Source organism: Microbacterium sp. NPDC089695 (assembly GCF_044749085.1).
In the GTDB taxonomy this organism is placed as follows: domain Bacteria; phylum Actinomycetota; class Actinomycetes; order Actinomycetales; family Microbacteriaceae; genus Microbacterium.
On the sequence record NZ_JBIVHG010000001.1, the window covers coordinates 509675 to 532266 of the forward strand.

A 22592-nucleotide genomic window follows, 5' to 3' on the forward strand; every position below is an offset into this window, starting at 1 on the left:
GGCGCGCCGTAACTCCGGAGAAGCGGCGCGGCTGCGGGGCGCGGGCGCCCCGGGAGGCCGGTATCCGCCCGGTTCTCCGGAGTTGTGACGGCGGGTGCCCGGGTACGCTGGCGGCATGACCACTCTCATCCTCACCGTCGCGGGTGCTGATCGTCCGGGCCTCGTGGCCGCCGTCGCCGATGTCGTGGACGCCCACGGCGGCAACTGGGAGTCGAGCCAGCTCGCCGAGCTGTCGGGCACGTTCGCGGGTGTGATCGAGATCTCGGTCGCCCCGGAGCGCACGTCGGAGGTGGAGTCGGCGCTGCGCGCGCTCGACGGTCTGCTCACGGTCGCCGTGCGCACCGGCACCGAGACCGCGATCCCGGACGAGCGGATGCTGGAACTCCGCGTGCTGGGCAACGACCGCCCCGGCATCGTGCGCGAGGTGTCGGCCGTGCTGCACGCGCATGCCCTGAGCATCGAGGAGCTGTCGACCGAGACGCGCGATGCCGCGATGGCCGGCGGTCGCCTGTTCGAGGCTGCGGTCGCGGCCCGTGTGCCCGCGGATGTCGACGTCGAGGCCCTGCAGGCCGACCTCGAGCGCCTGGCCACCGAGATCCAGGTCGACATCACGTTCGAGTAGGCCGCACTCCCCTGCCGCGAGCCACCCCTTTCGGCGCGAGCCACCCCGTTACGAACATTGCGAACGGGGTGGTTCGACGATACAGGGGTGGCTCTGCGGCACACGGGGCGAGTAGACGCCTCAGGCGGAGGGCTCGTTCTCCGTGTACAGCCGCACCCAGTACTCCGTCGCCGCCACGTGCGAGGACGCGGCGGCCGACGCGGCGATCGGATCGGCGGCGGCGAGCCCCCGCAGGATCTCGCGGTGCCCGGCATCCGAGTTGCGCTTGAGTTCGTTCGCGTCGTGCGCGTCGGGGATCCGGTAGGCGCGCGAGCGCGAGCGCAGCACCTCGATCAGGCTCGTGAGGGCGTCGTTGCCCGCGACCTCGGAGATCGTCATGTGGAAGGCGTGATCGAGGCGCGAGTGCTCCTCGAAGTCGTCGCTCGCCTCGATCTCGGTGAGGATGCCGTCGAGCACCGCCACGGTGTCGGCGTCGATCCGGGCGGCGGCGAGCGCTGCGGCATGCGGTTCGAGCACCCGTCGCAGTTCGGTGAGCTCGAGCACCCCGGCCATGGGGAGCAGTCCGACCGTGAGCGACAGGCTGCCGATGAGGTCGGCAGCGCGCAGTTCGCCGACATAGCTCCCGGAGCCGTGGCGGGTCTCGAGCACGCCGAGGGCGGCCAGCATCCTGATCGCCTCGCGCAACGACCCGCGTGAGACGCCGAGACGTTCGCACAGCTCGCCCTCGCTCGGCAGACGGTCGCCGGGGCGCAGCGCACCGTCGGCGATCAGCGCCCGCAGCCCGTGCAGCGCCGTGTCGAGTGCGCTCATGGTCATCCTCTCTGACACAGCCCCGCCCTCCGTGCAGTCTGTCGGAATGTGCCGACGGTGAAAACTCGTATGACAACTATGTTTCATCTTCACCGATACGTAGCCATTTCGGGACTCGTGTGGCAAAGTTGTGCAACAACTCGCCCCTGACTCACCGATGAGGATCGATGCCCGCACCGCTGTTCCCCGCACCGCTCACGCTGACCTCCGGCCTGCGAGCGCGCGACGCGTGGCCCCTCGACCCCGAGGTGATCCACCTCAACCACGGCTCCTTCGGCGCTGTCCCGTCTGCGGTCGTCGCCCATCAGGATGCGCTGCGTCGCCGCGCCGACCTCAGCCCCGTCGAGTGGTTCCCCCGCATCGCCGAGCGCGTGCAGGAGGCGCGTGAGCGCACCGCCCCGTTCGTGGGCGCCCGCCCCGACGACAGCGTGTTCGTGCCGAACGCCTCGGCCGCGGCGACTGTGGTCTACAACGCGCTGCGGCTCGAGGCCGGCGACGAGATCCTCGTGACCGATCAGGGCTACGGCGCCATCACGATGGGCGCCGAGCGCCTCGCCCGCCGGTTCGGCGCGAGCGTCCGTGCGGTCGCGCTGCCGCTGCTCGCCACCGACGACGAGATCGTGCAGCTGTTCGCCGACGCCATCACCCCGCGCACGCGTCTGATCGTGGTCGACCAGATCACCTCGCCGACCGCCCGGATGCTGCCCACGCGCCGCATCGCGGACCTCGCCGCCGAGCAGGGAGTGCGCACGCTCGTCGACGGCGCTCATGCCCCCGGCCTCGTGGCCGACGCCGCGGCGGTCGCCGGCGGCGACTGGTGGTTCGGCAACCTGCACAAGTGGCCGTGCGCCCCGCGCGGCTCCGCCCTGCTCGTGACGTCGGCCCCCGACCGCGACGAACTGTGGCCGCTCATCGACTCCTGGGCCGCCCGTGAGCCCTACCCCGTGCGCTTCGACACGCAGGGCACGATCGACGCCACGACCTACCTCGCCACCCCCACCGCGATCGACTTCGTCGAGAGCGAGTTCGGGTGGGCCGCCGCTCGTCTCGCGATCGCCGAGATCGCGGATGCCGGGGCCGAGATGATCGCCGAGGCGCTGCGTCCCTACGGCGACGAGGATCCGCTGACGCCGCTCCCCTCGCCGGTGCCGTCGATGCGGCTGGTGCGTCTGCCGCTCGGACTCGGCGCGTCCCGCGAGGAGGCCGACGCGCTGCGCATGGACCTGCTCGACGCGGTCGGCGTCGAGACCGCGTTCACGAGCTTCCGCGGCGTCGGCTACTTCCGACTGTCTGCGCATCTCTACACAGAGGAGTCCGACTTCGCGGCGTTCGTCGAGCGCTGCGTTCCGCAGATCCTCAGCCGTGCCGGCATCCGCTCCGCCGACCCGATCGTCATCTCCTGACGGCATCCGTCCCACCCGCCCGAACGTCCCACCCGATCCACCATCACCACCCACCATTGAGAGGCACCCCGTGAAGAAGAACTGCATCTTGACGACCGCCGCGGGAATCGGCACCGTCGCCGCCCTCGCGCTCACCGGCTGCTCCGGCGGCAGCGGCGGCTCGTCCGCCGACGGCACCGTGACCCTGCAGATGGTCGAGAGCCTGACGAACCCGGCCCGCACCGACCTGATCCGCGGCCTGCTCGACGAGTTCGAGAAGGAGAACCCCGACATCAAGGTCAACCTGGTCTCGCCGCCGACCGAGCAGGCCGACGCGAAGATCCAGCAGATGCTGCAGTCGGGCAAGGGCGTCGACGTGCTCGAGGTCCGCGACATCACCGTCGGCCCGTTCGCGAACAACGGCTGGCTGTACGACATGGGCGCCGACCTCGAGAAGTGGGACGGCTGGGACGCCCTGACCGACAACGCGCAGGCCGCATCGGTCGCCGCCGACGGCAAGAGCTACTTCGTGCCGTACGGCTTCTACGGCCTCTCGCTGTTCTACCGCACCGACCTCGTGGCCGAGGCGGGCTTCGACGGCCCACCGCACAGCTGGGAAGACCTCCTCGAGCAGGCGAGCGCCATCCAGGACCCGTCGAACAACGTGTACGGCTACGCGTTCCGCGGCGGTCCCAACGCCAACAGCAACGTCGTCGCCGCGATCGAGGCCTACACGATCGACGGCCTCGACACCGAGGACGCGTTCCTCATGGAGGACGGCTCGACGATCTTCGCCGCTCCCGAGGCGCAGGATGCCGTGGACGACTACTTCGACCTCTTCACCGAGGCGTCGCCGCCCTCGGCCGTGTCGTGGGGTTACCCCGAGATGGTCGCCGGCTTCACGAACGGCACGACCGCGTTCCTCCTGCAGGACCCGGAGGTCATCGCGACCGTGCAGGACTCCTCGCTCACCGAGGACCAGTGGGACACCGCCCCGCTGCTCGTCGGCCCCTCGGGCAAGGCCGCGCAGCCGCTGGCCGTCGCCGGCTGGGGCGTCGCCGAGAACAGCGAGCACCAGGATGCGGCCGTGAAGCTCGTCGAGTTCCTGTCGTCGGCCGAGCCCGCGACGGAGTTCGCCCAGGCCAACAGCCTCGTGCCGATCATCGCCGACGCCGCCGACGACGACTTCTACTCGACCGGCCCCTGGACCAGCTACGTCACCATGACCGAGGACCCGGAGACCTACGTGAACGTGCGCCAGCCGCGCGGCGTGAGCTGGTGGACCGAGTGGATCCAGAAGTCCGACCAGGACGTGCAGAACGTGCTGCTCGGCAACATGTCGACCAGCGAGCTGCTCGAGTCGTGGGACACGTTCTGGACCGAGAAGTACGCTGCGGAGAAGGGCTGACCCGTGTCATCCGCTCTGCGTGAGAGAGGCTCCGCCGGCACGGCTTCGAAAGAAGCCGCCGGCGGGGTCTCCCCCGGGCCGCGTCGGCGCCCGTTCCGCGGACGCCACGCACTGACGCTGCTCGCCTTCATGGCCCCCGCGATCGTCTTCGTCGCGTGGTTCACGTACTGGCCGATGCTGCAGGGTGCGCGCATGGCCTTCCACGACTGGAACCTGTGGGACCTCACCTCGACCCCGTGGGTCGGCTTCGACAACTTCGTCCGCGTCTTCCAGGACCCGGCGTTCCCGATCGTCGCGGGCAACTCGATCCTCTGGGTCGTCGGCTCGCTCGTGCCGCAGCTCGTGATCGGGTTCCTCATCGCTCTCGCGCTGCGCAAGCGGTTCCGCTTCCGCGGCGTCTACCAGGCGCTCGTGTTCTTCCCGTGGGCGGTCTCCGGCTTCCTGATCGGGATGCTGTTCCGCTGGATGTTCAACGCGGAGTTCGGCGTCGTCAACGACCTGCTCATGAAGGCCGGGCTCATCGACGCCCCGCTGCCGTGGCTGGCCGACCCGAAGCTCGCGATGTTCGCGGTGATCGTCGCGAACGTCTGGTACGGCGTGACGTTCTTCGCGATCATGATCCTCGCGGCGCTGCAGTCGGTGCCCGATGAGATGCTCGAGGCCGCGAGTCTCGACGGCGCCGGCAAGGTGCGGCAGCTGTTCTCGATCATCATCCCGTACATCTCGGTGACGCTGCTGCTGACGATCCTGCTGCGCGTGATCTGGATCTTCAACTTCCCCGACATCATCTACGCGATGACGAACGGCGGACCGGCGAACCAGACGCACATCATCACGACCTGGATGATCAACTACACGCAGCAGGGCAACTACGGCATCGCGAGCGCGATCGGCCTGATCGTCGTCGCGTTCCTGTTCGTGTTCTGCGCGTTCTACCTGATGGCGATGCGGAGGGCCCAGCGATGACCATCACCACCCCCACCGGCACGACCATGACCGAGACACGGGTGCTGACGGTGCCCGACGCCGCGAAGGCTCCGCGCGGCCGTCGGCGCGTCACGGCGGGCGGCGTCGTCCGCGTGGTCGGCCTCGGTCTCTGGCTCGTGATCACATTGTTCCCGCTGTATTGGATCGCCCTCACGTCGATCAAGTCGCCGGGCACGATCAACCGCTTCCCGATCGAGTACTGGCCGAGCGAGCCGTCGTTCGAGAACTACGTGAAGCTCTTCCAGCAGAGCGCGTTCGCGACGTTCCTCGGCAATTCGGCGCTCGTCGCGATCGTGGCCGGAGCCGTGGCGACGCTCATCGCCCTGCTGAGCGCGTACGTGATCGCCCGGTTCGAGTTCCGGGGCAAGGGCGCGGTTCTGATCGCGTTCCTGCTCACACAGATGATCCCCGCGTTCATCGCGCTCGGGCCGCTGTACTCGATGATGACCGACCTGGGACTCGTCGACACCAAGCCCGGCCTGATCCTCGTGTACATCGCGATCTGCATCCCGTTCTCGACGGTCATGCTGCGGGGGTTCTTCGAGAACGTGCCCGATGCGCTGGAGGAGGCGGCGATGATCGACGGATGCTCGCGCCTCGGCGCCCTGTTCCGCGTGCTCGTCCCCGTGATGACGCCCGGCATCATCGCGGCGTTCATCTTCAACTTCGTCAACTGCTGGAACGAGCTGTTCCTGTCGGTCGTGCTGATGAACACCGACGAGAACCGCACGGTGCCCTCGGCGCTGAACGGCTTCATCTCGACGTTCAACATCGACTGGGGCTCGATGAGTGCCGCGGCCGTGCTCACGATCCTGCCGACCATGGCGATGTTCGCGCTCGCGAGCCGCTGGATCGTGCAGGGCCTCACCGCCGGCGCCGTGAAGGAGTAGCCCCCGGCATCCTTCGCCGAGCCACCCCTCTTGCGACGAACCCGCCCCTTGCGTGCAGCACACAAGGGGCGGGTTCGGCGATAAGGGGGTGGCTCGGCTCGGGTGACTCGCCGCCGCAGTGGATCAGACCAGACGGGACTTCGGGGAGACCCCATACGTGGCTTCGGCGTCCCGGTTCACCGTGTCGCCCAGGGCCTCGTCGATCGCCGACAGGGTGTCGGCGTCTAGCGTCACGCCCGAGGCCTTGACGGTGTCGGCGAGCTGCTCCGGACGGGATGCGCCGACGAGCGCCGCGGCGACGTTGGGGTTCTGCAGCACCCACGCGATCGCGAGCTGCGGCATCGTCAGTCCCGCCTGCTCGGCGATCGGTGCGAGGTTCTGCACGGCCGCGAGGATGTCGTCCTTCAGATACGTCTTGATGAACTCCGACCCGCTGTGCGGATCGGTGGCTCGCGACCCGGCGGGCAGCGGCTGACCCGGCAGGTACTTGCCGCTCAGCACTCCCTGCGCCATCGACGACCAGACGATCTGCGAGATGCCGAGCTCCTGCGAGGTCGGCACGACCTTGTCCTCGATCACCCGGTGCAGCATCGAGTACTGCGGCTGATTGGAGATGAGCTGGATGCCGAGCTGCCGCGCGAGCGCGTGTCCGTCCTGCAGCTGCTCGGCGGTCCACTCCGAGACGCCGATGTACAGCGCCTTGCCCTGGCGCACGACGTCGGCGAACGCCTGGAACGTCTCCTCGAGCGGGGTCTCGTAGTCGAACCGGTGCGCCTGGTACAGGTCGACGTAGTCGGTGCCGAGGCGCGTCAGCGAGCCGTTGATCGACTCCATGATGTGCTTGCGGCTGAGGCCGGTGTCGTTCGGGCCCTTCGGACCGGTCGGGAAGTACACCTTGGTGAAGATCTCGAGGCTCTCGCGGCGCTGACCCTCCAGAGCCTTGCCGAGCACGACCTCCGCGGCCGTATTGGCGTAGGTGTCGGCCGTGTCGAACGTCGTGATGCCGGCATCCAGCGCGGCGTGCACCGTCTTGACGGCGGCCTCGTCGCCGACCTGCGACGCATGGGTGACCCAGTTGCCGTAGGTGATCTCCGAGACCTTGAGTCCGCTGTTACCGAGGTAGCGATAGTTGACCATGCTGCAACGCTACTCGCGGATGCCGGGGCCGAGGGCCGCGTTCAGCTCTGCGTCTGCAGCAGCCGCTCCTGGTCCTCGAGGGTCTGCGCCTGGGAGCGCTGCTCGGCGCGGTCGCGCTCTTCCGCCTCGGCGCGCTCCGCCTCGCGCCGCTCGGCGCGGGTCTGGGGGGCCGCGGCATCCGCCTCCGCCTGGATGCCGGTCGACTGCTCGTTCACGATGGACGCGCGGTCGCGGAATCCCTCCGCGGTGACCCTGTCGAGCGCGACCTGCTTGCGGATCGCGGCGGCCTTCTCGTACAGCGAGGGGTCGCCGTACGAGGTGAGCACCTTCACGAGCACGGGCAGCAGCTCGATCATGAAGAACAGCGCCGCGATGAGGATGTGCGCCCACAGGATCGTGGGCTCCTTCTCGCTCAGACGGTTCAGCCCGCTGATCTGGCTGAGCAGGCCGACCGCGCCGGCGTTGCCCGAAGCCACGGACTCGGCGCGGGCGTTGTAGGCGGCGAGCGCCGTCTCGTACGAGTCGCGAGCGGCGGGCAGCTGCGACTTCGCCTCTTCGCGGTTCTGGGCCTCGGAGGCCGTCGTGTTCTCCTTGGCCGAGGTCCCGGCGGCGGCGAGCTCCTCGTTCGCGGTGCGCAGCTGGGCGGCGAGCGCGTCGTAGGTCTGCTGCGCTTCGGCGAGCTGGGCCTTCGCGGCATCCGAGCTCGCGCCTTCGCCGTTCACTCCGGTGCAGCCGGGCACGGTGCCCGCGCCCTCTCCGGTGAGCTCGCACTGGTAGAGCACGCGCGCCTGGTCGATCACTCCCTGCTGCGCGGTCATCTTGGCCGTGATGTCGTCGACCGTCGCCTGTGCGGCCGACTCGCTCGCCGACGACGAGTCGGTGCCGGCGACGATGCCCGTCGCGGCCTGGTTCTCGAGGGCGGCGACACGGTCGGATGCCGCATCCAGCGCCTTCTTCTCGGGGCCGGTCTCGAGGGCATCCTGGTCGGACTGCGCCTGCGTGATGTTGGTCGAGGCGACCTCGCGTGCGATGTCGTTGTGGAAGATCTGCAGCACGAGCGGCTCGGCGACCACGAAGCCGATGATCGCGGCCATGACGATACGCGGGATCGCGAGGCCGATCAGACGCCACACGTTGCGGGTCGACGTCATGGTCGACGTGAGGAAGCGGTCGAGGTTGAAGATGATGAGCGCCCACACGATCGCGAGCGGCACGGCCAACCAGATCGCAGCCTGCACGCCCGTCGTGAGCGCGAACAGCATCGAGATCGCCGAGACCAGCGCGGTGCCGACGAGCACGAAGAACATCTGCACGAACCGCGGGGTCTCCCCCGGCACGCGGTCGAGGATCTCGCCGTCCGCGCCGCCCAGGATCGCGAGCGTGCGCAGGCGCGAGCCGGGAACTCGCGGCTTCCGCTCGCGCGGCTGACGACGGGGCTTCGGCTCGCGCGCGGGACGGGATGCCGCGGCATCCTCCTCGTCCGTCATCGGAGCCTGGTCGTCGATCGGCGCGGTCGGCTGCGCATCGGCGGCACGATCGGCACCGGACGGCTCGTACGCGCGCAGGAAGTCGAGGTCGTCCGTGTCAGCGTTCGGGTCGCTGTCGAGGATGATCCGCCCCTGCGAATCGAACCGTCCTGGACGGTGAGCGGAATAGGGCATCCCGACAATCTACGAAAGGTCGCCTGTGCAACACGTGGACGGAGCCTGTGTCCCCGCCGCGAGATCAGGGTCGATCAGGCGAGTGCGGCCGCCGCGGCCTCGTCTTCGGTCGTCGCGACGAGCTGACCGCACGCGCCGTCGATCTCCTTGCCGCGGGTGTCGCGGAGGGTCGTCGGGATGCCGGCGTCGTTGAGCCGGCGCACGAACTCGTCCTGCACGTCCTTCTCCGACGAGGTCCAGATCGAGCCGGGCGTCGGGTTCAGCGGGATCGGGTTCACGTGCACCCAGCCGCGGCCGCGCTGGTTGAGCTTCTCGGCGAGGAGGTCGGCGCGCCAGGCGTGGTCGTTCATGTCCTTGATGAGCGCGTACTCGATCGACACGCGACGGCCCGTCTTGGCGTAGTAGCCGTAGGCGGCGTCGAGCGCCTCGTCGACCTTCCAGCGGGAGTTCACCGGGATGAGCTCGTCACGCAGGTGGTCGTCGGGCGCGTGCAGCGAGAGCGCGAAGGTCACCGGGATGTTCTCGTCGGCGAGCTTGTTGATCGCGGGCACGAGGCCGACCGTCGACACCGTGATGCCGCGGGCGCTCATGCCGAGGCCGTCGGGCTGCGGCGCGACCATGGTGCGCACGGCGTCCATGACCCGCTTGTAGTTCGCGAGCGGCTCGCCCATGCCCATGAAGACGATGTTCGACACACGCTCCATGGAGTGGTCGTCGGCCTTCTTGCCGCCCAGGCCGCCGTCGGCGATCAGCCGGTTGGCTCGTACGATCTGCTCGACGATCTCGGCGGTCGACATGTTGCGCGTGAGGCCGGCCTGGCCTGTGGCGCAGAACGGGCAGTTCATGCCGCATCCTGCCTGAGACGACACGCACAGCGTGATGCGGCCCGGGTAGCGCATGAGCACCGACTCGACGAGGGCGCCGTCGTGCAGACGCCACAGGAACTTGATCGTGTCGCCGCGATCGGTCTCGAGGCGGCGCACCTCGCTCATGAGCGGCGGGAGCATGCCGGCGACGAGCTCGTCGCGGATGCCGGCGGGGAGGTCGGTCATCTCCGCGGCGTCCGACGTGTAGTGCCGGAAGTAGTGCGTGGAGAGCTGCTTGGCGCGGAACCCGGGGAGGCCCAGCTCCTTGACCTTGTCGACGCGCTCAGTCGGCGTGAGGTCGGCGAGGTGCACGGGCGGCTTGCCGCGCTTGGGGCTCGCGAACTGCAGGAGCGGCCGCCCCTCGGCATCCTTCTGCTGGGTCCAACCCTCGGTCGCGGGGCGGACCTGGGCGCCGCCGCCGGTGGCGCGGATCGTCGTCCCCGCGGGACGGGACGACGCGGTCGTGGGGCGCGTCTCGCGCGTGCGGGGCTTCTCGGTCATGCTTCCAGGGTACCGGGGGTCGGGTGGGAGGCGGCTGGAGGCGCCGGCGTCTCCCACCCGCCCCGCCTCGCGACGTCACGCGGCTTGTCACTACAGGTTGGCGTCCGGGAGAATGGACGCACCCCACCCGAAGGAGACCCGATGTCCGACCGTCTCGACCGCGCCCGCTCCACCGGCGTCCTCGCCGTCCTCCGCGCCCCCTCCCCCGAGGCCGCCCTCGAGGCGTCCGAGGCGATCATCCGCGGCGGGGTGACCGGCATCGAGGTGACCTTCTCGACTCCCGACGCCCCCGCGGTCATCCGCGAGCTCGTCGCCCGGCACGGCGACGCCGCCTACATCGGCGCGGGCACCGTGACCACCACCGAGCAGGCGACAGCCGCCGCTGACGCCGGCGCCGAGTTCCTCGTGAGCCCCGGCACCCTGCCCGCCCTCACGCGCACCATGCTCGACACCGGACGCGTCGTGATGACCGGCGCCATGACCCCGACCGAGGTCATGGGCGCGATCGAGCTCGGTGTCGACGTCGTGAAGATCTTCCCCGCCTCGCTGGGCGGCCCCTCGTACCTCGGCGCGCTGCGCGGCCCGTTCCCCGACGCGACCCTGATGCCCACGGGAGGCGTGACGCCCGACAACCTGGCCGACTGGTTCCGCGCGGGCGCGCTCGCGGTCGGCGCCGGCGGCGACCTCGCGAACGGCGCCTCGATCGCGAACGCCGATTGGGCCGATCTCGAGCAGCGCGCGGCTCGTTTCGCCGCGGCGCTCGCGGCGTCGCGAGGCTGATCCCACCGACGCTGTGCACATCCTTTCGGGCGGATTTGGTATACCAGAACCATGAGAACCGTCCGGATGCTGTTCGTCGGCGCCCTCGCGACCATCGTCGCGCTGGGACTGTCGGCGTGCACATCGGCGACCGGCACACCTGCCACTGCGGAGACCGCCATGTCCGACGCCACCCGTGACCTGCTCGCCGCCGCGACCGACGGCGATGCCGACGCCGTGCGGGCGGCGCTCGACGCGGGCGCCGAGATCGAGGCGCGCGGCGACGGCGGCATGACCGCACTCGTGGCCGCGACCAAGGCGAATCACGTCGACGCGGCGCGCGCGCTGATCGAGGCCGGCGCCGACGTGAACGCGAAGGACGACATCCAGGATTCCGCGTACCTGTATGCGGGCGCCCGCGGGCACGACGAGATCCTGCGTCTGACGCTCGACAACGGCGCCGACCTCACGAGCACGAACCGCTTCGGCGGCACGGCGCTCATCCCGGCATCCGAGCGCGGGCTCCTGTCGACGGTCGGGATCCTGCTCGACGCGGGCGTCGATCCCGACCACGTGAACAACCTCGGCTGGACCGCGCTGCACGAGGCGATCGTGCTGGGCGACGGCTCGGACGCGTATGTCGAGGTGGTGCGGGCGCTCCTCGACGGCGGCGCCGACATGACCATCCCCGACGGCGACGGCGTGCTCCCGCTCGACCTCGCGACGTCGCGCGGCTACGACGCGATCGCCGCCCTGCTGAAGGGCTGAACGCACGGTGATCGACCTCGAACCCTGGGCCTGGGCCGCGCTCGGCGTCGCCGCGGTCACGATCGGCATCTCGAAGACCGCACTGCCCGGGGGCAACATCCTCGCGATCGCCGTGTTCGCGGCCGTACTGCCGGCCCGCACCTCGACCGCGGCGATGCTCCTGCTGCTCATGGTGGGCGATGTGTTCGCGCTGCTCGCCTATCGTCGGCACGCGCACTGGCCGACGCTGCTGCGTCTCGCCCCCGCCGTGGTAGCCGGACTCATCGTCGGGTTCGCGTTCCTCGCGGTCGCCGGCGACGGCATCGTGCGCCGCGCGATCGGCGTCATCCTGCTGCTCATGATCGCCGTGACCCTGTGGCGCCGGTGGCGGCAGAGCCGCTCGGATGCCGTCGAGACGCCGCGCGGCGGCATCCTGCTCGCGGGCACGTACGGCACGCTCGGCGGCTTCACGACCATGGTCGCCAATGCGGGCGGACCGGTGATGTCGATGTACTTCCTCGCGACGCGCACACCGGTGCAGGTGTTCCTGGGCACTTCCGCCTGGTTCTTCGCGATCATCAACGTCGTGAAGGTGCCGTTCCTCGCGGGGCTCGGACTCTTCCACGGGCCGGTACTGCTCATGGATGCCGTGCTCGCACCGCTCGTCGTGGTCGGCGCGCTCGTCGGCATCGCGGTCGCGAGGCGCATGGATCAGCGGCTGTTCGACCGCATCGTCATCGTCCTGACGGTCGCGGGCGCGATCTACCTGCTGTTCTGAGGCCCGTCCCGGCCGCGCTCCGGGCCGCGCTCCGGCACGCTTCGTTTCACAACTCCGGAGTTCTGCGTGGTTTGGCCTCGGATACGGCCCGAACCGGGGCTCCGGGCGCAGCTTCTCCGGAGTTGTGAAAGCTGAACGGACTTCAGTCGAGGAAGATGTCCGGGAACAGCCGGTCGTCGGGGGTGCCGGGGATCGCCGCGTAGCCCGAGAAGTCGGTGACACCGTCGGCCTCGAGCACGTCCTCCACGATCAGCGTCTGCCCGGTGTACCCCGCCGCAGGCTTCGTGAGTACCGCGTACGCGGCGTCCGCGTAGATGTCGGCGGTGCGACTCGCGGCCATGACCTTGTCGCCGCCGAGCAGGTTCTGCACCGCGGCGGTCGCGATCGTCGTGCGCGGCCACAGCGTGTTGGCGGCGATGCCGTCGCGCGCGAACTCCGCGGCGAGACCGAGCGTGACCATCGTCATGCCGAACTTCGCGAGCGTGTACCCGGTGTGGGCGCCGAGCCACTTCGGCGTCGGGTTGAGGGGCGGCGACAGCGACAGGATGTGCGGGTTCTCGGCATCCTTGAGGATCGGCACGGCCGCACGCGACAGCATGAAGGTGCCGCGCACGTTGACGTCCTGCATCAGGTCGTACTTCTTGGCGCCGAGGTCGAGCGAGCGCGAGAGGTCGATCACGCTGGCGTTGTTGACGACGATGTCGATGCCGCCGAACTCGCCCTGCGTCTTGAGCACGGCCTCGGTGATGTCGTCGTCGTCGCGCACGTCGCCCACGATCGGCAGAGCCAGACCGCCGGCCGCCCGGATCTGCTCGGCGGCGGTGTGCACCGTGCCCTCGAGCTTCGGATGCGGAGTGTCGGTCTTCGCGAGCATGGCGATGTTCGCACCGTCGGCGGCGGCGCGCAGAGCGATCGCGAGGCCGATGCCGCGGCTGCCGCCCGACATGAGGATGGTCTTCCCGGCGAGGGACATGGGTTCTCCTTCGGTGCGTGCGGTCACTTCGGCGCCATCCGGATCGCGCCGTCGAGGCGGATCGTCTCGCCGTTGAGGTAGTCGTTCTCGACGATCTGCTGCACGAGCGACGCGTACTCCGCGGGGCGCCCGAGCCGCGACGGGAACGGCACCTGCGTGCCGAGCGAGTCCTGAGCCTCCTGCGGGAGCCCCATGAGCATGGGCGTCTCCATGATCCCCGGTGCGATCGTGCAGACGCGGATGCCGTGGCGGGCGAGCTCGCGCGCGATGGGCAGCGTCATGGCGTGCACACCGCCCTTGGAGGCCGAGTAAGCGGGCTGGCCGATCTGCCCGTCGAAGGCCGCGACGCTCGCGGTATTGACGACGACTCCGCGGGAGCCGCCATCGGTCGGGTCGTTCTTCGCGATCACGGCGGCGGCCTGCGAGAGGACGTTGAAGGTGCCGACGAGGTTGATGCGCACGATGCGTTCGAAGTCGGCGAGCACAGCGGGCGTGCCCTCGCGGTCGAGAACCTTGGCAGGCGGGGCGATGCCGGCGCAGTTCACGACGATCCGCAACGGTGCGGAGGCCTGGGCGGCGGCGACGGCCGCCGCCGCGTCTTCGGGGCTCGTGACGTCGCCGGGCGCGAACGTGCCGCCCAGCTCCTGCGCGATCTCGGCTCCCGCCGATGACGGCAGGTCGAGGATCGTGACGACGGCTCCGGCAGCGGCGAGCGCGCGGGCGGTCGCGAGGCCCAGCCCGGAGGCGCCTCCCGTGACGAGAGCGCTCGAACCCTGGATCTGCATGCGGTTCTCCTTCGAACGTGTGCGACTGGGTCTCAGCCTAGCTGATTCCGGGTGTCATCCTGGAGCGAGGTCGTCGCCCTCGGGAACGGTCCGAGCCTAAGTCATCGACGCGCTGCGCGTCCGGGCATCAGCCGCTCGCCCGGCATCCCGGGCAGGATGGACGCATGAGCATCCCGGGAGACGACGTCGACATCCCCGTGATCGTGCGGACACTCGCCCGCGGCGCACGGCTCACCCCGGTCTGGCGCAACGGCATCGGCGGTCTGACGTTCCGCACCGACGACGAGCGCTATATCAAGTGGGGGCCACACGACGCCGAGGCGACCATGCGCGACGAAGCCGAGCGGATGCGCTGGGCTCGCCGCTGGACGATCGTGCCCGAGGTGCTCGAGCAGGGCGAGGATGCCGTGCAGGAGTGGCTCGTGACGGCGGCGCTGTCCGGCCGCAGCGCGGTGGATCCGCGGTGGATCGCCGAGCCCGATACGGCGGTGCGCGCGGTCGGCGCCGCGCTCCGGCGTCTGCACGACGCGCTGCCCGTCGCGGAGTGCCCGTGGTCGTGGGACCCGGCGACCCGCATCGAGAACGCCGCCGCGCGCGGTGTCTCGGTGCCCCTCGATCTGCGCACCGCCCCATCCGTCGACCGCCTCGTCGTGTGCCACGGCGATGCCTGCGTGCCGAACACCCTGCTCGACGACGACGGACACCCGCTCGCGCACGTCGACCTCGCGGCCCTCGGCGCCGCCGACCGCTGGGCCGACATCGCCGTCGCGTCCATGAGCACCGAGTGGAACTACGGCCCCGGGTGGGAGGAACCGCTCATCGCGGCCTACGGCGTCGACCCCGACCCCGTGCGTCTGGATTACTACCGGCGGCTCTGGAACGCGACCTGAACCGCGTGCCCGCCTAGACGGATGCGTCCTCCGCACCGCCCTCGTCGTGCACCGTCACCCGGATCTCCGAGATCCGTCGCCGATCCACGCCCGTCACGCGGATCGTCGCTCCTGGTACCTCGACCACGTCCCCGACCACCGCGAGACGACCGAGCATCTCGGTCACGAAACCCGCGACGGTGTCGGACGCTCCGCGAGGCAGGACGACTCCCGTGATCTCGGCGAAGTCCTGCAGGTTGAGGCGCCCGTCGAGAGGACCGCCTGCCGCCGGCATCCGCTCCTCCGGGTCGTACTCGTCGAAGATCTCGCCGACGACCTCCTCCACGAGGTCCTCGAGCGTCACGATGCCGTCGGTGCCGCCGTACTCGTCGACCACGACCGCGATCTGGTGCCCTGCGGCCCGCATGCGCGTCAGCGTGGGCAGCACGCGCGCCGTCGACGGCAGGTACTCGACGGGCCGGGTGAGCGTCTCGACCGTGCGGGAGGCATCCGCCGACGCCGCCTCGAACAGGTCGCGCACGTGCACGAAGCCCACGATGTCGTCGATCGAGGTGTCGACCACCGGATAGCGAGAGAACGGCAGCTCGGTGACCTGCACGATCGCCTTGGCCAGAGGAGCGGCGGCGTCGAGCGCGACGACCTCCGGGCGCGGGCGCATGACCTCGCTCACTTGGCGATCGCGCAGCGACAGCACGTCGTCGAGGATGCGGCGCTCGTCGTCGGGGAGGCTCTGATGGGTCGCGACGATGTCGCGCAGCTCCTCCTCGCTCAGCTCGTCGGCCGTCTTGTGCGGATCACCGCCGAGCAGGCGCACGAGCGCGTTGGTCGACACCGACAGCAGCCAGATGACCGGCCGCATGATCGTCGCGAAGCCGTCGAGCACGGGTGCCACGGCGTACGCGAACTGCGCGTTGCGCTGGATCGCGAGGCGCTTGGGCACGAGCTCGCCGAGCACGAGCGACAGGTAGGCGATCAGCAGCGTCAGGATGACCGTCGCGAGCGTGAAGGACAGCTGCTCGTCGAGACCCCACGACTGGAGCAGCGGAGCGACCGAAGGCGCGATCGAGGTGGCGCCGTACGCGGCCGACGCGAACCCGGCCACGGTCACGCCGATCTGCACGGCCGACAGGAACGTGTTCGGGTTGCGGGCGAGTCCCGCGACCTTCGCTCCGCGACGACCGCGTGCCGCGATCGCGTTGATCTGGCTCTCGCGCAGCGTCACGAGCGCCATCTCGGTCGCAGCGAAGACGCCGCCGACCAGCACGAACACGAGGACCAGCGCGATGTTCCACAGCAGGTCGGCGGTCATCGGACCGGCTCCGGCGGTGCGGGGGTGCCCGAGGTCAGTCGGGCGCCGGGTCTGTCAGGGTCTGCGGACGCGTCGGAGCGGCGCGACTGGTTCACGAGTGATCCTTGTCTGTGTCGGTCGTGAGGGCGGTGGTGTGCGGGGCGGTCTCGACGGCGGCCTTGCGCTCGTCGGCGCGCGACTTCAGCAGGCTCGCCACGGTCGCGACCGCGATCGTCAGGCCGATGAAGAGCAGCGAGAACCAGATCGGGATCTCGGGCGCCCACAGCATCGGCTCGCCGCCGTTGATGAACGGCAGCTCGTTGACGTGCATGGCGTGCAGCACGAGCTTCACACCGATGAAGGCGAGGATGACCGCGAGGCCCTGCGCGAGGTAGACGAGCTTCTGCAGCAGTCCGCCGATGAGGAAGTACAGCTGACGCAGACCCATGAGCGCGAAGGCGTTGGCGGTGAAGACGATGTACGCCTCCTCCGTGAGCCCGTAGATCGCAGGGATCGAGTCGACCGCGAAGATCAGGTCGACGAAGCCGATCGCGATGATCACGAGGAACATCGGCGTGACGAAGCGACGCCCGTCCTTCTTGACCGTGAGACGGTCGCCCTCGTACTGGTCGCTGACCGGGAGGATGCGACGGACGAAACGCATGAACCGTCCGTCGGCGGGGTTGTGGTCGCCGTCGGCGAAGGCCTGACGGTACGCGAGCACGAGCAGCAGCGCGCCGAACAGGTAGAAGATCCAGGAGAAGTTCTCGATCAGGGCGGCGCCGACCGCGATGAACGCGCCGCGCATGACCAGCGCGATCACGATGCCGATCATCAGCACCTTCTGCTGGTAGATCTTCGGCACCGCGAAGCCGGTCATCACGATCAGGAACACGAAGAGGTTGTCGATCGACAGGGCCTTCTCGGTGAGATACCCGGCGAAGTACTCGCCGCCGAACTTCCACCCGGAGACGACGCCGATGCCGACGCCGAACAGCAGCGCGAGGCCGATGTAGAACGCCGACCAGCGGGCCGACTCGCCGACGGTGGGCTCGTGCGGCGTGCGGACGTGCGCGAAGAACTCGTACACGAAGAAGGCGATCGTGACGAGGATCGTGATGATCCACACGAGGGGGGTGATGTCCACAGGGTTCTCCAGACGAAGGCGTGACGATGTCGACGCCAAGGTCTTCTCCATCCTCATGATCGAGGACCGGGGACCCGGGATGCAACCGCATCCGTAATGACGAGCCGCCCGTGGCGGAGTACTCCCCTTGGGTTGCTTCGATGATACCAGGCGCGGAGGCCCGGTCAGCGCCAGCGCACGGCCGGGCTCGACGGACCGGTCACGCGGCCGGGCCGAGGATGAAGTTCCACGACCCGGTCAGCACGGCGACGGTCAGCGCCACGACCGGGATCACGGCCGCGATCAGCACGAGCACCGTGTCACGCCGATCCCAGCGCGACGTGCGCGCCCAGGAGCGGATGCCGGGTCCGCCGAATCCACGCGCCTCCATCGCGGTCGCGAGCGAGGACCCGCGCCGGATCGCCAGCACGAACAGGGCGAAGGCCATGCCGAACGCACGCCGCACCCGCCCCTCGTCGGCGACGCCGCGCGCCCGCCGCGCCAACGAGAGGGCACGCCAGTCGTCGACGAGCAGTCCGAGCATCCGCATGCCGGCGAGCGCTCCGACCACGAACCTCGCCGGCAGTCGCAGACGCTGTGCGAGATCGTCGGCCAGATCGGTCGGATCGACCGTCACGAACAGCACGACCGCGGGGAGTCCGATCGCGAGCACGCGCACGGCCGTCGCGGCGGCGAGCGCGAGGGATCCGTCGCTCACGCGCACCACGAACCACTCGACGTACACGGTGCCGCTCGTGGCACCGTACAGCGCGATCGTGACCGCGCCGAGCGGGGCCGCGATCCACAGCACCGCTGTTCTGGTCCAGAACTCCCGCGCGCGAAGACCCGCGAGCAGGAGCAGCGGGACCTCGAGCAGCAGCGCGACCGCGGCCGACACCACGTCGATCGTGAGCACGAGCGGCAGGGCGATGAGCAGCGCCGCGGCGAGCTTGGCGAGTGCGGAGCGCGGAGCGATGGGGCCCGTGCGCTCGACGCGCGCGGTGAGCGGGTCGATCATCGTCCGACCTCGATCCGTCGGGCGTGCAGCGCGCTCAGCACCGCGTCGTCGTGACTGATCGCGACCACGGCCGTGCCGTCGTCGCGCAGCGCTGCGATCAGCGCCACGAGTTCCGCCCACGTCACGGCGTCCTGGCCGAACGTGGGTTCGTCGAGCACGAGCATCCGGGGACGCGTCGCGAGCGCCGCAGCCACTGTGAGCCGCCTCTTCTCGCCGCCCGAAAGCGTGTACGGATTGGCCTCGGCCAGGGCGCGCAGCCGCAGCCGATCGAGCAGGTCGTCGGTGCGCGCCGCGATCTCATCCGGCGGCAGGCGCAGGGCCCGGGGACCGACCGCGAGCTCCTCCCGCACGGTCTTCGCGAGCAGTTGGTGCTCGGGCGTCTGCAGCACGGTGCCGATGCGCGTGAGCAGCGCACGGGACGACCAGCGCATCGGATCGGAGCCGGCGTCTCCGGCGAGCAGGGGGTGAGCCTCGACGCGGCCGTGCTCGGCCGGGATGAGCCCCGCGAGAGTCAGCCCGAGCGTCGACTTGCCCGCGCCGTTGGGTCCCGTGACGCCGAGCACCTCGCCGGCCCGCACGTCGAGGTCGAAGGGGCCGGCGACCGCGAGCCCGCGGCGGCGACCCACCTCGAGCCCGTGCGCCGTGACCAGCTCGTCCCCGGGCGCCGACACCGGCGGCGCCGGAACGCGGGGAGGGTGCCCGGGCACCCAGACACCGGATGCCGCGAGCTCGGCGCCCCGCGCGCCCAGCACCTCATCGGGACTGCCGTCGGCGAGCACGACTGTGCCCTCGGCCTCCGCCCCGAGCACGATCACGCGGTTCACGAGCGGCAGCCAGACGTCGATGCGATGCTCGATCACGACGAGCGTCGCGCCCGTGGCGTCGAGCGCCGCGGCGACGGCATCCCGCACATCCTCGACACCACCCGGGTCGAGGTTCGCGGTCGGTTCGTCGAGCAGGATCGCCCCCGGCCTCATCGCGAGCACGCCCGCGAGGGCCAACCGCTGCTTCTGCCCGCCCGACAGCGCGGCGGTCGACCGGTCGAGCGCGACGTCGAGCTCGACGGCGTCCAACGCCTGCCGCACCCGGCTCCAGATCTCCTCGCGGGGGACGCCGAGGTTCTCGCACCCGAACGCGACGTCGTCACCGACCCGCGCGAGGATCGTCTGCGTATCGGGATCCTGCAGCACCATCCCGACCCGCCCGCGCGCCTCGGTGGGCGAGCGGCCGTCGACGAGCAGCGCCCCGAGCGTCTCGCCCTCGTCGGCCCCGCCGAGCACGCCGCCGAAGCCCTGCAGCAGAGTCGACTTGCCCGAGCCGGAGGCGCCGAGCAGCAGCACCCGCTCCCCCGGTTCGATGCGCAGGTCGATGTCGCGCACGGCCCATCGATGACGTGTCGCATAGCGCCATCCCCAGCCGTGCGCGGTGAGGGCGGCGGGAGTCGCCGGCGCGGTCACACGCGTGCGGTGACCTCGCGCCCGGCGGCGAACCGGCCGAGCGCGCCCGTCGCCGCAAGACCGCGGGCGATCAGCCACGCACCGAGGCCCGCGATGATCGCGCCCGAGACCGTCGTCGACACGATGTAGACGGTCGTGAAGAGGGTGTCGGCGCCCGCGTACCAGAGGATGCGGTCGTTGATGCCGCACGCGAGACCGGCGCCGGCGCCCGCGAGCATCACGACCGGCAGCCGCCACACCCCGTACAGGAACACGAGGAAGACCAGTTCGGCGCCGAGCCCCTGCACGAGACCGGACACGATCGTGAGCGGCCCCCACGCGTTGCCGACGAGAGCCGAGATGATCGCCGCGACGAGCTCGGTGTACAGCGCGGCGCCCGGCTTGCGGATGATCAGGGCGCCGAGGACGCCGGCGATCAGCCAGGGCCCGGCGAGCAGCCCCTGCACGCCGGGGAGCAGTGGGGTGAGGATGCTGCTGGGCACCTCGTAGCCCACATTCCACAGCAGGAAGATCAGCGCGCAGGCGACGGCGATGACACTGGCGACGACGATGTCGACGACGCGCCAGCGCCACAGCTCAGGACGGCCGAGCCCATTCGCGGGCGCGGTGACGACGGCGGATTCCGTGGTGGATCCGGACGTGGATGTGCTCATTGATAGCTCCTCCCTGCGCTGGCATGACCCAGATCAGGTTCGACGGTCGAAGCGCGATTCGCTCCCTCTCAGCCCGGCTCGCCGGACTCCCGTGGTTGTGCTGATGATCCTACCCGGGTCCGACACCCCGCGCACTCCGCTCCCACCGCCCGGAATCCGCGCCGGGATTGGGTACCGTGAGGAGGTGACCGCTCACCGATCATCCGAGGCCGCCCCGGAACCGTCGACCGCCGAGGCGACGACCGTGCTCGCACCCCAGGACGACGAGACCGCGGATGCGGGCACGGCGCCGATCGATCGGACGACAGACGAGGTCACCCCCGAGACGCGATGGGCCGAGGCCGGCTCCGGCGGGACGGCACTGACCTGGGTCGATCCGATCGAGGTTGCGCAGCACACGTCGACGGGCCCACTGACCCTCGACGCTGACCCCGAGGTCGCGGGCACACTGCTCCGTGGAGCCCGACTGCGCGCGCGTGCGGCGAGTCCCGGCATCCTGGTGCCGATCGGCGCCCTCGTGGGACTGCTCGCCACCTACGCGGGCGCGACCCTGCTCTGGCCGCTGCATGAACTGCCCCCCACGGTGCAGGCCGCCGAGTTCACTCCGACGGCGGCGACGCCTGCCGAGATCATCTGGCCCGTGCAGGGCAGCGCCGCGGTCGGCATCGGCGGACTCGGCACCACGGCGTCGTCTCTCGATCCCGCCGTGATCGCCAGCGTCACCAAGGTCGTGTCGAGCCTCATGGTGCTGGAGCGCATGCCGCTCGCCCTCGGGGAGCAGGGACCGGAGTTCGCGTTCACACGCGCGGACAACCGCGACTACTGGGAGTACCGACGCTCGGATCAGTCGGCGCTCGACGTGCCGGTCGGCGGCACGCTCACGGAGTACCAGCTGCTGCAGGGCACGCTGATGGGCTCGGCCAACAACTACATCGACCGCCTGTCGCGCGAGATCTGGGGGTCGGATGCGGCGTTCGCCTCGGCGGCCACGGTGTGGCTGCGCGATCGCGGGCTCGACGGGATCACGATCGCGACGCCGTCAGGATTCGATGAGCGCAACACGGCGACCCCCGAGTCGTTGATCGCGCTCGCCGAGCGGGCGATGCAGAACCCGGTGTTCGCGAGCATCGTCAGCACGCCGTCGGTCGACCTGCCCGGCGCGGGGACGGTGATCAACACGAACGGCATGCTGGCCGACGCTGGCGTCGTCGGCGTCAAGACCGGCACGCTCGGCGACAGCTGGAACCTGCTGACGGCCAAGGACATCATGGTCGACGACACCACCGTGCGGATGTACGCGGCGGTGCTCGGCCAGGTCGACGACGAGCAGCGTCTCGCCGAGACGAGGGCGCTGTTCGCACAGGTCGAGGCCGCCCTCACCGCGACGCAGCCTGCGGTGGCGGAGGATGCCGTGATCGGCAGCGTCACGACGCTGTGGGGCGCCTCGGTCGACGTCGTCGCGGCATCCGATGCCGACATCATCCTGTGGAACGGCACGGGTGCGCAGGCGGTGCCGACGTTCGACCTCGGCGATCGGCGTGACGGCGGCGACGAGGTGGGCTCGCTGCTCGTGTCGGGTCCGCTCAACTCGGTCGTGACGCCTCTCGCTCTCGCGGACGACATCGATGGGCCGAGTCCGTGGTGGCGTCTCACGCACCCGCTCGAGCTGTTCGGTCTCACCGACGCACAGCGCTGACGCGCCCGTCGGCGCGATCGGCCGGCTCGACCTGCCCCCTGTCGTGTGAACCTCGCGTGCATCGCGACGCCGACCGTCGACAGGATGACCCGCACGTAGACGAGACGCAGGAGAGCGCCGCGCCCCTCGACGGGGACACGGCGCTCTCGTGGACGGGC

Annotated in this window: 21 protein-coding genes and 1 riboswitch; of the genes, 10 read left to right on the forward strand and 11 right to left on the reverse strand. The window is 70.2% G+C overall.

Features of this window, described 5'->3' with window-relative positions; genetic code table 11:
* Positions 1-115: 115 nt before the first annotated feature.
* Positions 116-622 (forward strand): glycine cleavage system protein R, encoded by a 507-nt coding sequence (locus ACIPYT_RS02570; RefSeq protein WP_401070355.1) that lies wholly within the window; start codon positions 116-118, stop codon positions 620-622.
* A gap of 120 nt (positions 623-742) precedes the next feature.
* Here the strand turns inward: ACIPYT_RS02570 and ACIPYT_RS02575 are convergent, their stop codons facing one another.
* Positions 743-1432 (reverse strand): FadR/GntR family transcriptional regulator, encoded by a 690-nt coding sequence (locus ACIPYT_RS02575; protein WP_401070357.1) that lies wholly within the window; start codon positions 1430-1432, stop codon positions 743-745.
* A gap of 167 nt (positions 1433-1599) precedes the next feature.
* On the opposite strand from ACIPYT_RS02575, the gene ACIPYT_RS02580 reads away from it, so the two are divergent.
* From ACIPYT_RS02580 to ACIPYT_RS02595, 4 genes are all read left to right on the forward strand, one after another.
* Positions 1600-2835: an aminotransferase class V-fold PLP-dependent enzyme gene (locus tag ACIPYT_RS02580; RefSeq protein WP_401070359.1), complete on the forward strand. Its 1236-nt coding sequence runs from the start codon at positions 1600-1602 to the stop codon at positions 2833-2835.
* Positions 2836-2905: 70 nt separating this feature from the next.
* Positions 2906-4222, forward strand: coding sequence for an ABC transporter substrate-binding protein (locus ACIPYT_RS02585; protein ID WP_401070361.1), 1317 nt, complete (start codon positions 2906-2908; stop codon positions 4220-4222).
* Between the two features lie 3 nt (positions 4223-4225).
* Positions 4226-5188: a carbohydrate ABC transporter permease gene (locus tag ACIPYT_RS02590; RefSeq protein WP_401070363.1), complete on the forward strand. Its 963-nt coding sequence runs from the start codon at positions 4226-4228 to the stop codon at positions 5186-5188.
* The gene (locus ACIPYT_RS02595; RefSeq protein ID WP_200903823.1) at positions 5185-6099 is read left to right on the forward strand and encodes a carbohydrate ABC transporter permease; all 915 of its coding nucleotides are present in this window, start codon (positions 5185-5187) and stop codon (positions 6097-6099) included. Before ACIPYT_RS02590 ends, ACIPYT_RS02595 begins: the two co-directional genes overlap by 4 nt.
* 123 nt (positions 6100-6222) lie before the next feature.
* Here the strand turns inward: ACIPYT_RS02595 and ACIPYT_RS02600 are convergent, their stop codons facing one another.
* From ACIPYT_RS02600 to rlmN, 3 genes are all read right to left on the reverse strand, one after another.
* Positions 6223-7236: an aldo/keto reductase family protein gene (locus tag ACIPYT_RS02600; protein ID WP_401070365.1), complete on the reverse strand. Its 1014-nt coding sequence runs from the start codon at positions 7234-7236 to the stop codon at positions 6223-6225.
* 41 nt (positions 7237-7277) lie between these two features.
* Complete coding sequence (locus ACIPYT_RS02605) at positions 7278-8897, reverse strand: DUF4407 domain-containing protein (RefSeq protein WP_401070366.1); 1620 nt, start codon at positions 8895-8897, stop codon at positions 7278-7280.
* Between the two features lie 74 nt (positions 8898-8971).
* Positions 8972-10264 carry a 23S rRNA (adenine(2503)-C(2))-methyltransferase RlmN gene (gene rlmN / locus ACIPYT_RS02610; RefSeq protein ID WP_401070368.1) on the reverse strand — a complete coding sequence of 431 codons (1293 nt, stop codon included), beginning with the start codon at positions 10262-10264 and terminating at the stop codon, positions 8972-8974.
* A 141-nt stretch (positions 10265-10405) separates the two neighbouring features.
* On the opposite strand from rlmN, the gene ACIPYT_RS02615 reads away from it, so the two are divergent.
* Genes ACIPYT_RS02615 through ACIPYT_RS02625 form a run of 3 tightly spaced genes read left to right on the forward strand, consistent with a single transcriptional unit; the run spans position 10406 to position 12548 of the window.
* Positions 10406-11044 (forward strand): bifunctional 4-hydroxy-2-oxoglutarate aldolase/2-dehydro-3-deoxy-phosphogluconate aldolase, encoded by a 639-nt coding sequence (locus ACIPYT_RS02615; protein WP_401070370.1) that lies wholly within the window; start codon positions 10406-10408, stop codon positions 11042-11044.
* Positions 11045-11095: 51 nt separating this feature from the next.
* Positions 11096-11791, forward strand: coding sequence for an ankyrin repeat domain-containing protein (locus tag ACIPYT_RS02620; protein ID WP_401070371.1), 696 nt, complete (start codon positions 11096-11098; stop codon positions 11789-11791).
* Between the two features lie 7 nt (positions 11792-11798).
* A complete protein-coding gene (locus tag ACIPYT_RS02625; protein WP_401070373.1) occupies positions 11799-12548 on the forward strand; it encodes a sulfite exporter TauE/SafE family protein in 750 nt (249 codons plus the stop codon).
* A 142-nt stretch (positions 12549-12690) separates the two neighbouring features.
* Here the strand turns inward: ACIPYT_RS02625 and ACIPYT_RS02630 are convergent, their stop codons facing one another.
* On the reverse strand, positions 12691-13521 hold the full coding sequence (locus ACIPYT_RS02630) for an SDR family oxidoreductase (RefSeq protein WP_401070375.1): 831 nt from the start codon (positions 13519-13521) through the stop codon (positions 12691-12693).
* Between the two features lie 23 nt (positions 13522-13544).
* A complete protein-coding gene (locus ACIPYT_RS02635; protein WP_401070376.1) occupies positions 13545-14306 on the reverse strand; it encodes an SDR family NAD(P)-dependent oxidoreductase in 762 nt (253 codons plus the stop codon).
* 164 nt (positions 14307-14470) lie between these two features.
* Between ACIPYT_RS02635 and ACIPYT_RS02640 the strand changes: the two genes are divergently transcribed.
* Positions 14471-15196, forward strand: a complete 726-nt coding sequence (locus ACIPYT_RS02640; protein ID WP_401070378.1) for a phosphotransferase — start codon at positions 14471-14473, stop codon at positions 15194-15196.
* A gap of 13 nt (positions 15197-15209) precedes the next feature.
* Here the strand turns inward: ACIPYT_RS02640 and ACIPYT_RS02645 are convergent, their stop codons facing one another.
* From ACIPYT_RS02645 to ACIPYT_RS02665, 5 genes are all read right to left on the reverse strand, one after another.
* On the reverse strand, positions 15210-16505 hold the full coding sequence (locus ACIPYT_RS02645) for a hemolysin family protein (protein ID WP_401070379.1): 1296 nt from the start codon (positions 16503-16505) through the stop codon (positions 15210-15212).
* A 91-nt stretch (positions 16506-16596) separates the two neighbouring features.
* On the reverse strand, positions 16597-17631 hold the full coding sequence (locus ACIPYT_RS02650) for a TerC family protein (protein WP_401070380.1): 1035 nt from the start codon (positions 17629-17631) through the stop codon (positions 16597-16599).
* 199 nt (positions 17632-17830) lie between these two features.
* Positions 17831-18628, reverse strand: coding sequence for an energy-coupling factor transporter transmembrane component T family protein (locus ACIPYT_RS02655; protein WP_401070382.1), 798 nt, complete (start codon positions 18626-18628; stop codon positions 17831-17833).
* Positions 18625-20085 carry an ABC transporter ATP-binding protein gene (locus ACIPYT_RS02660; RefSeq protein ID WP_401070384.1) on the reverse strand — a complete coding sequence of 487 codons (1461 nt, stop codon included), beginning with the start codon at positions 20083-20085 and terminating at the stop codon, positions 18625-18627. Before ACIPYT_RS02660 ends, ACIPYT_RS02655 begins: the two co-directional genes overlap by 4 nt.
* Positions 20082-20738: an ECF transporter S component gene (locus tag ACIPYT_RS02665; RefSeq protein ID WP_401070385.1), complete on the reverse strand. Its 657-nt coding sequence runs from the start codon at positions 20736-20738 to the stop codon at positions 20082-20084. Before ACIPYT_RS02665 ends, ACIPYT_RS02660 begins: the two co-directional genes overlap by 4 nt.
* Positions 20732-20841: riboswitch (TPP riboswitch) on the reverse strand. It overlaps the preceding gene by 7 nt.
* Positions 20842-20922: 81 nt before the next feature.
* Here ACIPYT_RS02665 and ACIPYT_RS02670 point away from each other — a divergent pair.
* The gene (locus ACIPYT_RS02670; RefSeq protein ID WP_401070386.1) at positions 20923-22434 is read left to right on the forward strand and encodes a D-alanyl-D-alanine carboxypeptidase family protein; all 1512 of its coding nucleotides are present in this window, start codon (positions 20923-20925) and stop codon (positions 22432-22434) included.
* Positions 22435-22592 lie beyond the last annotated feature (158 nt).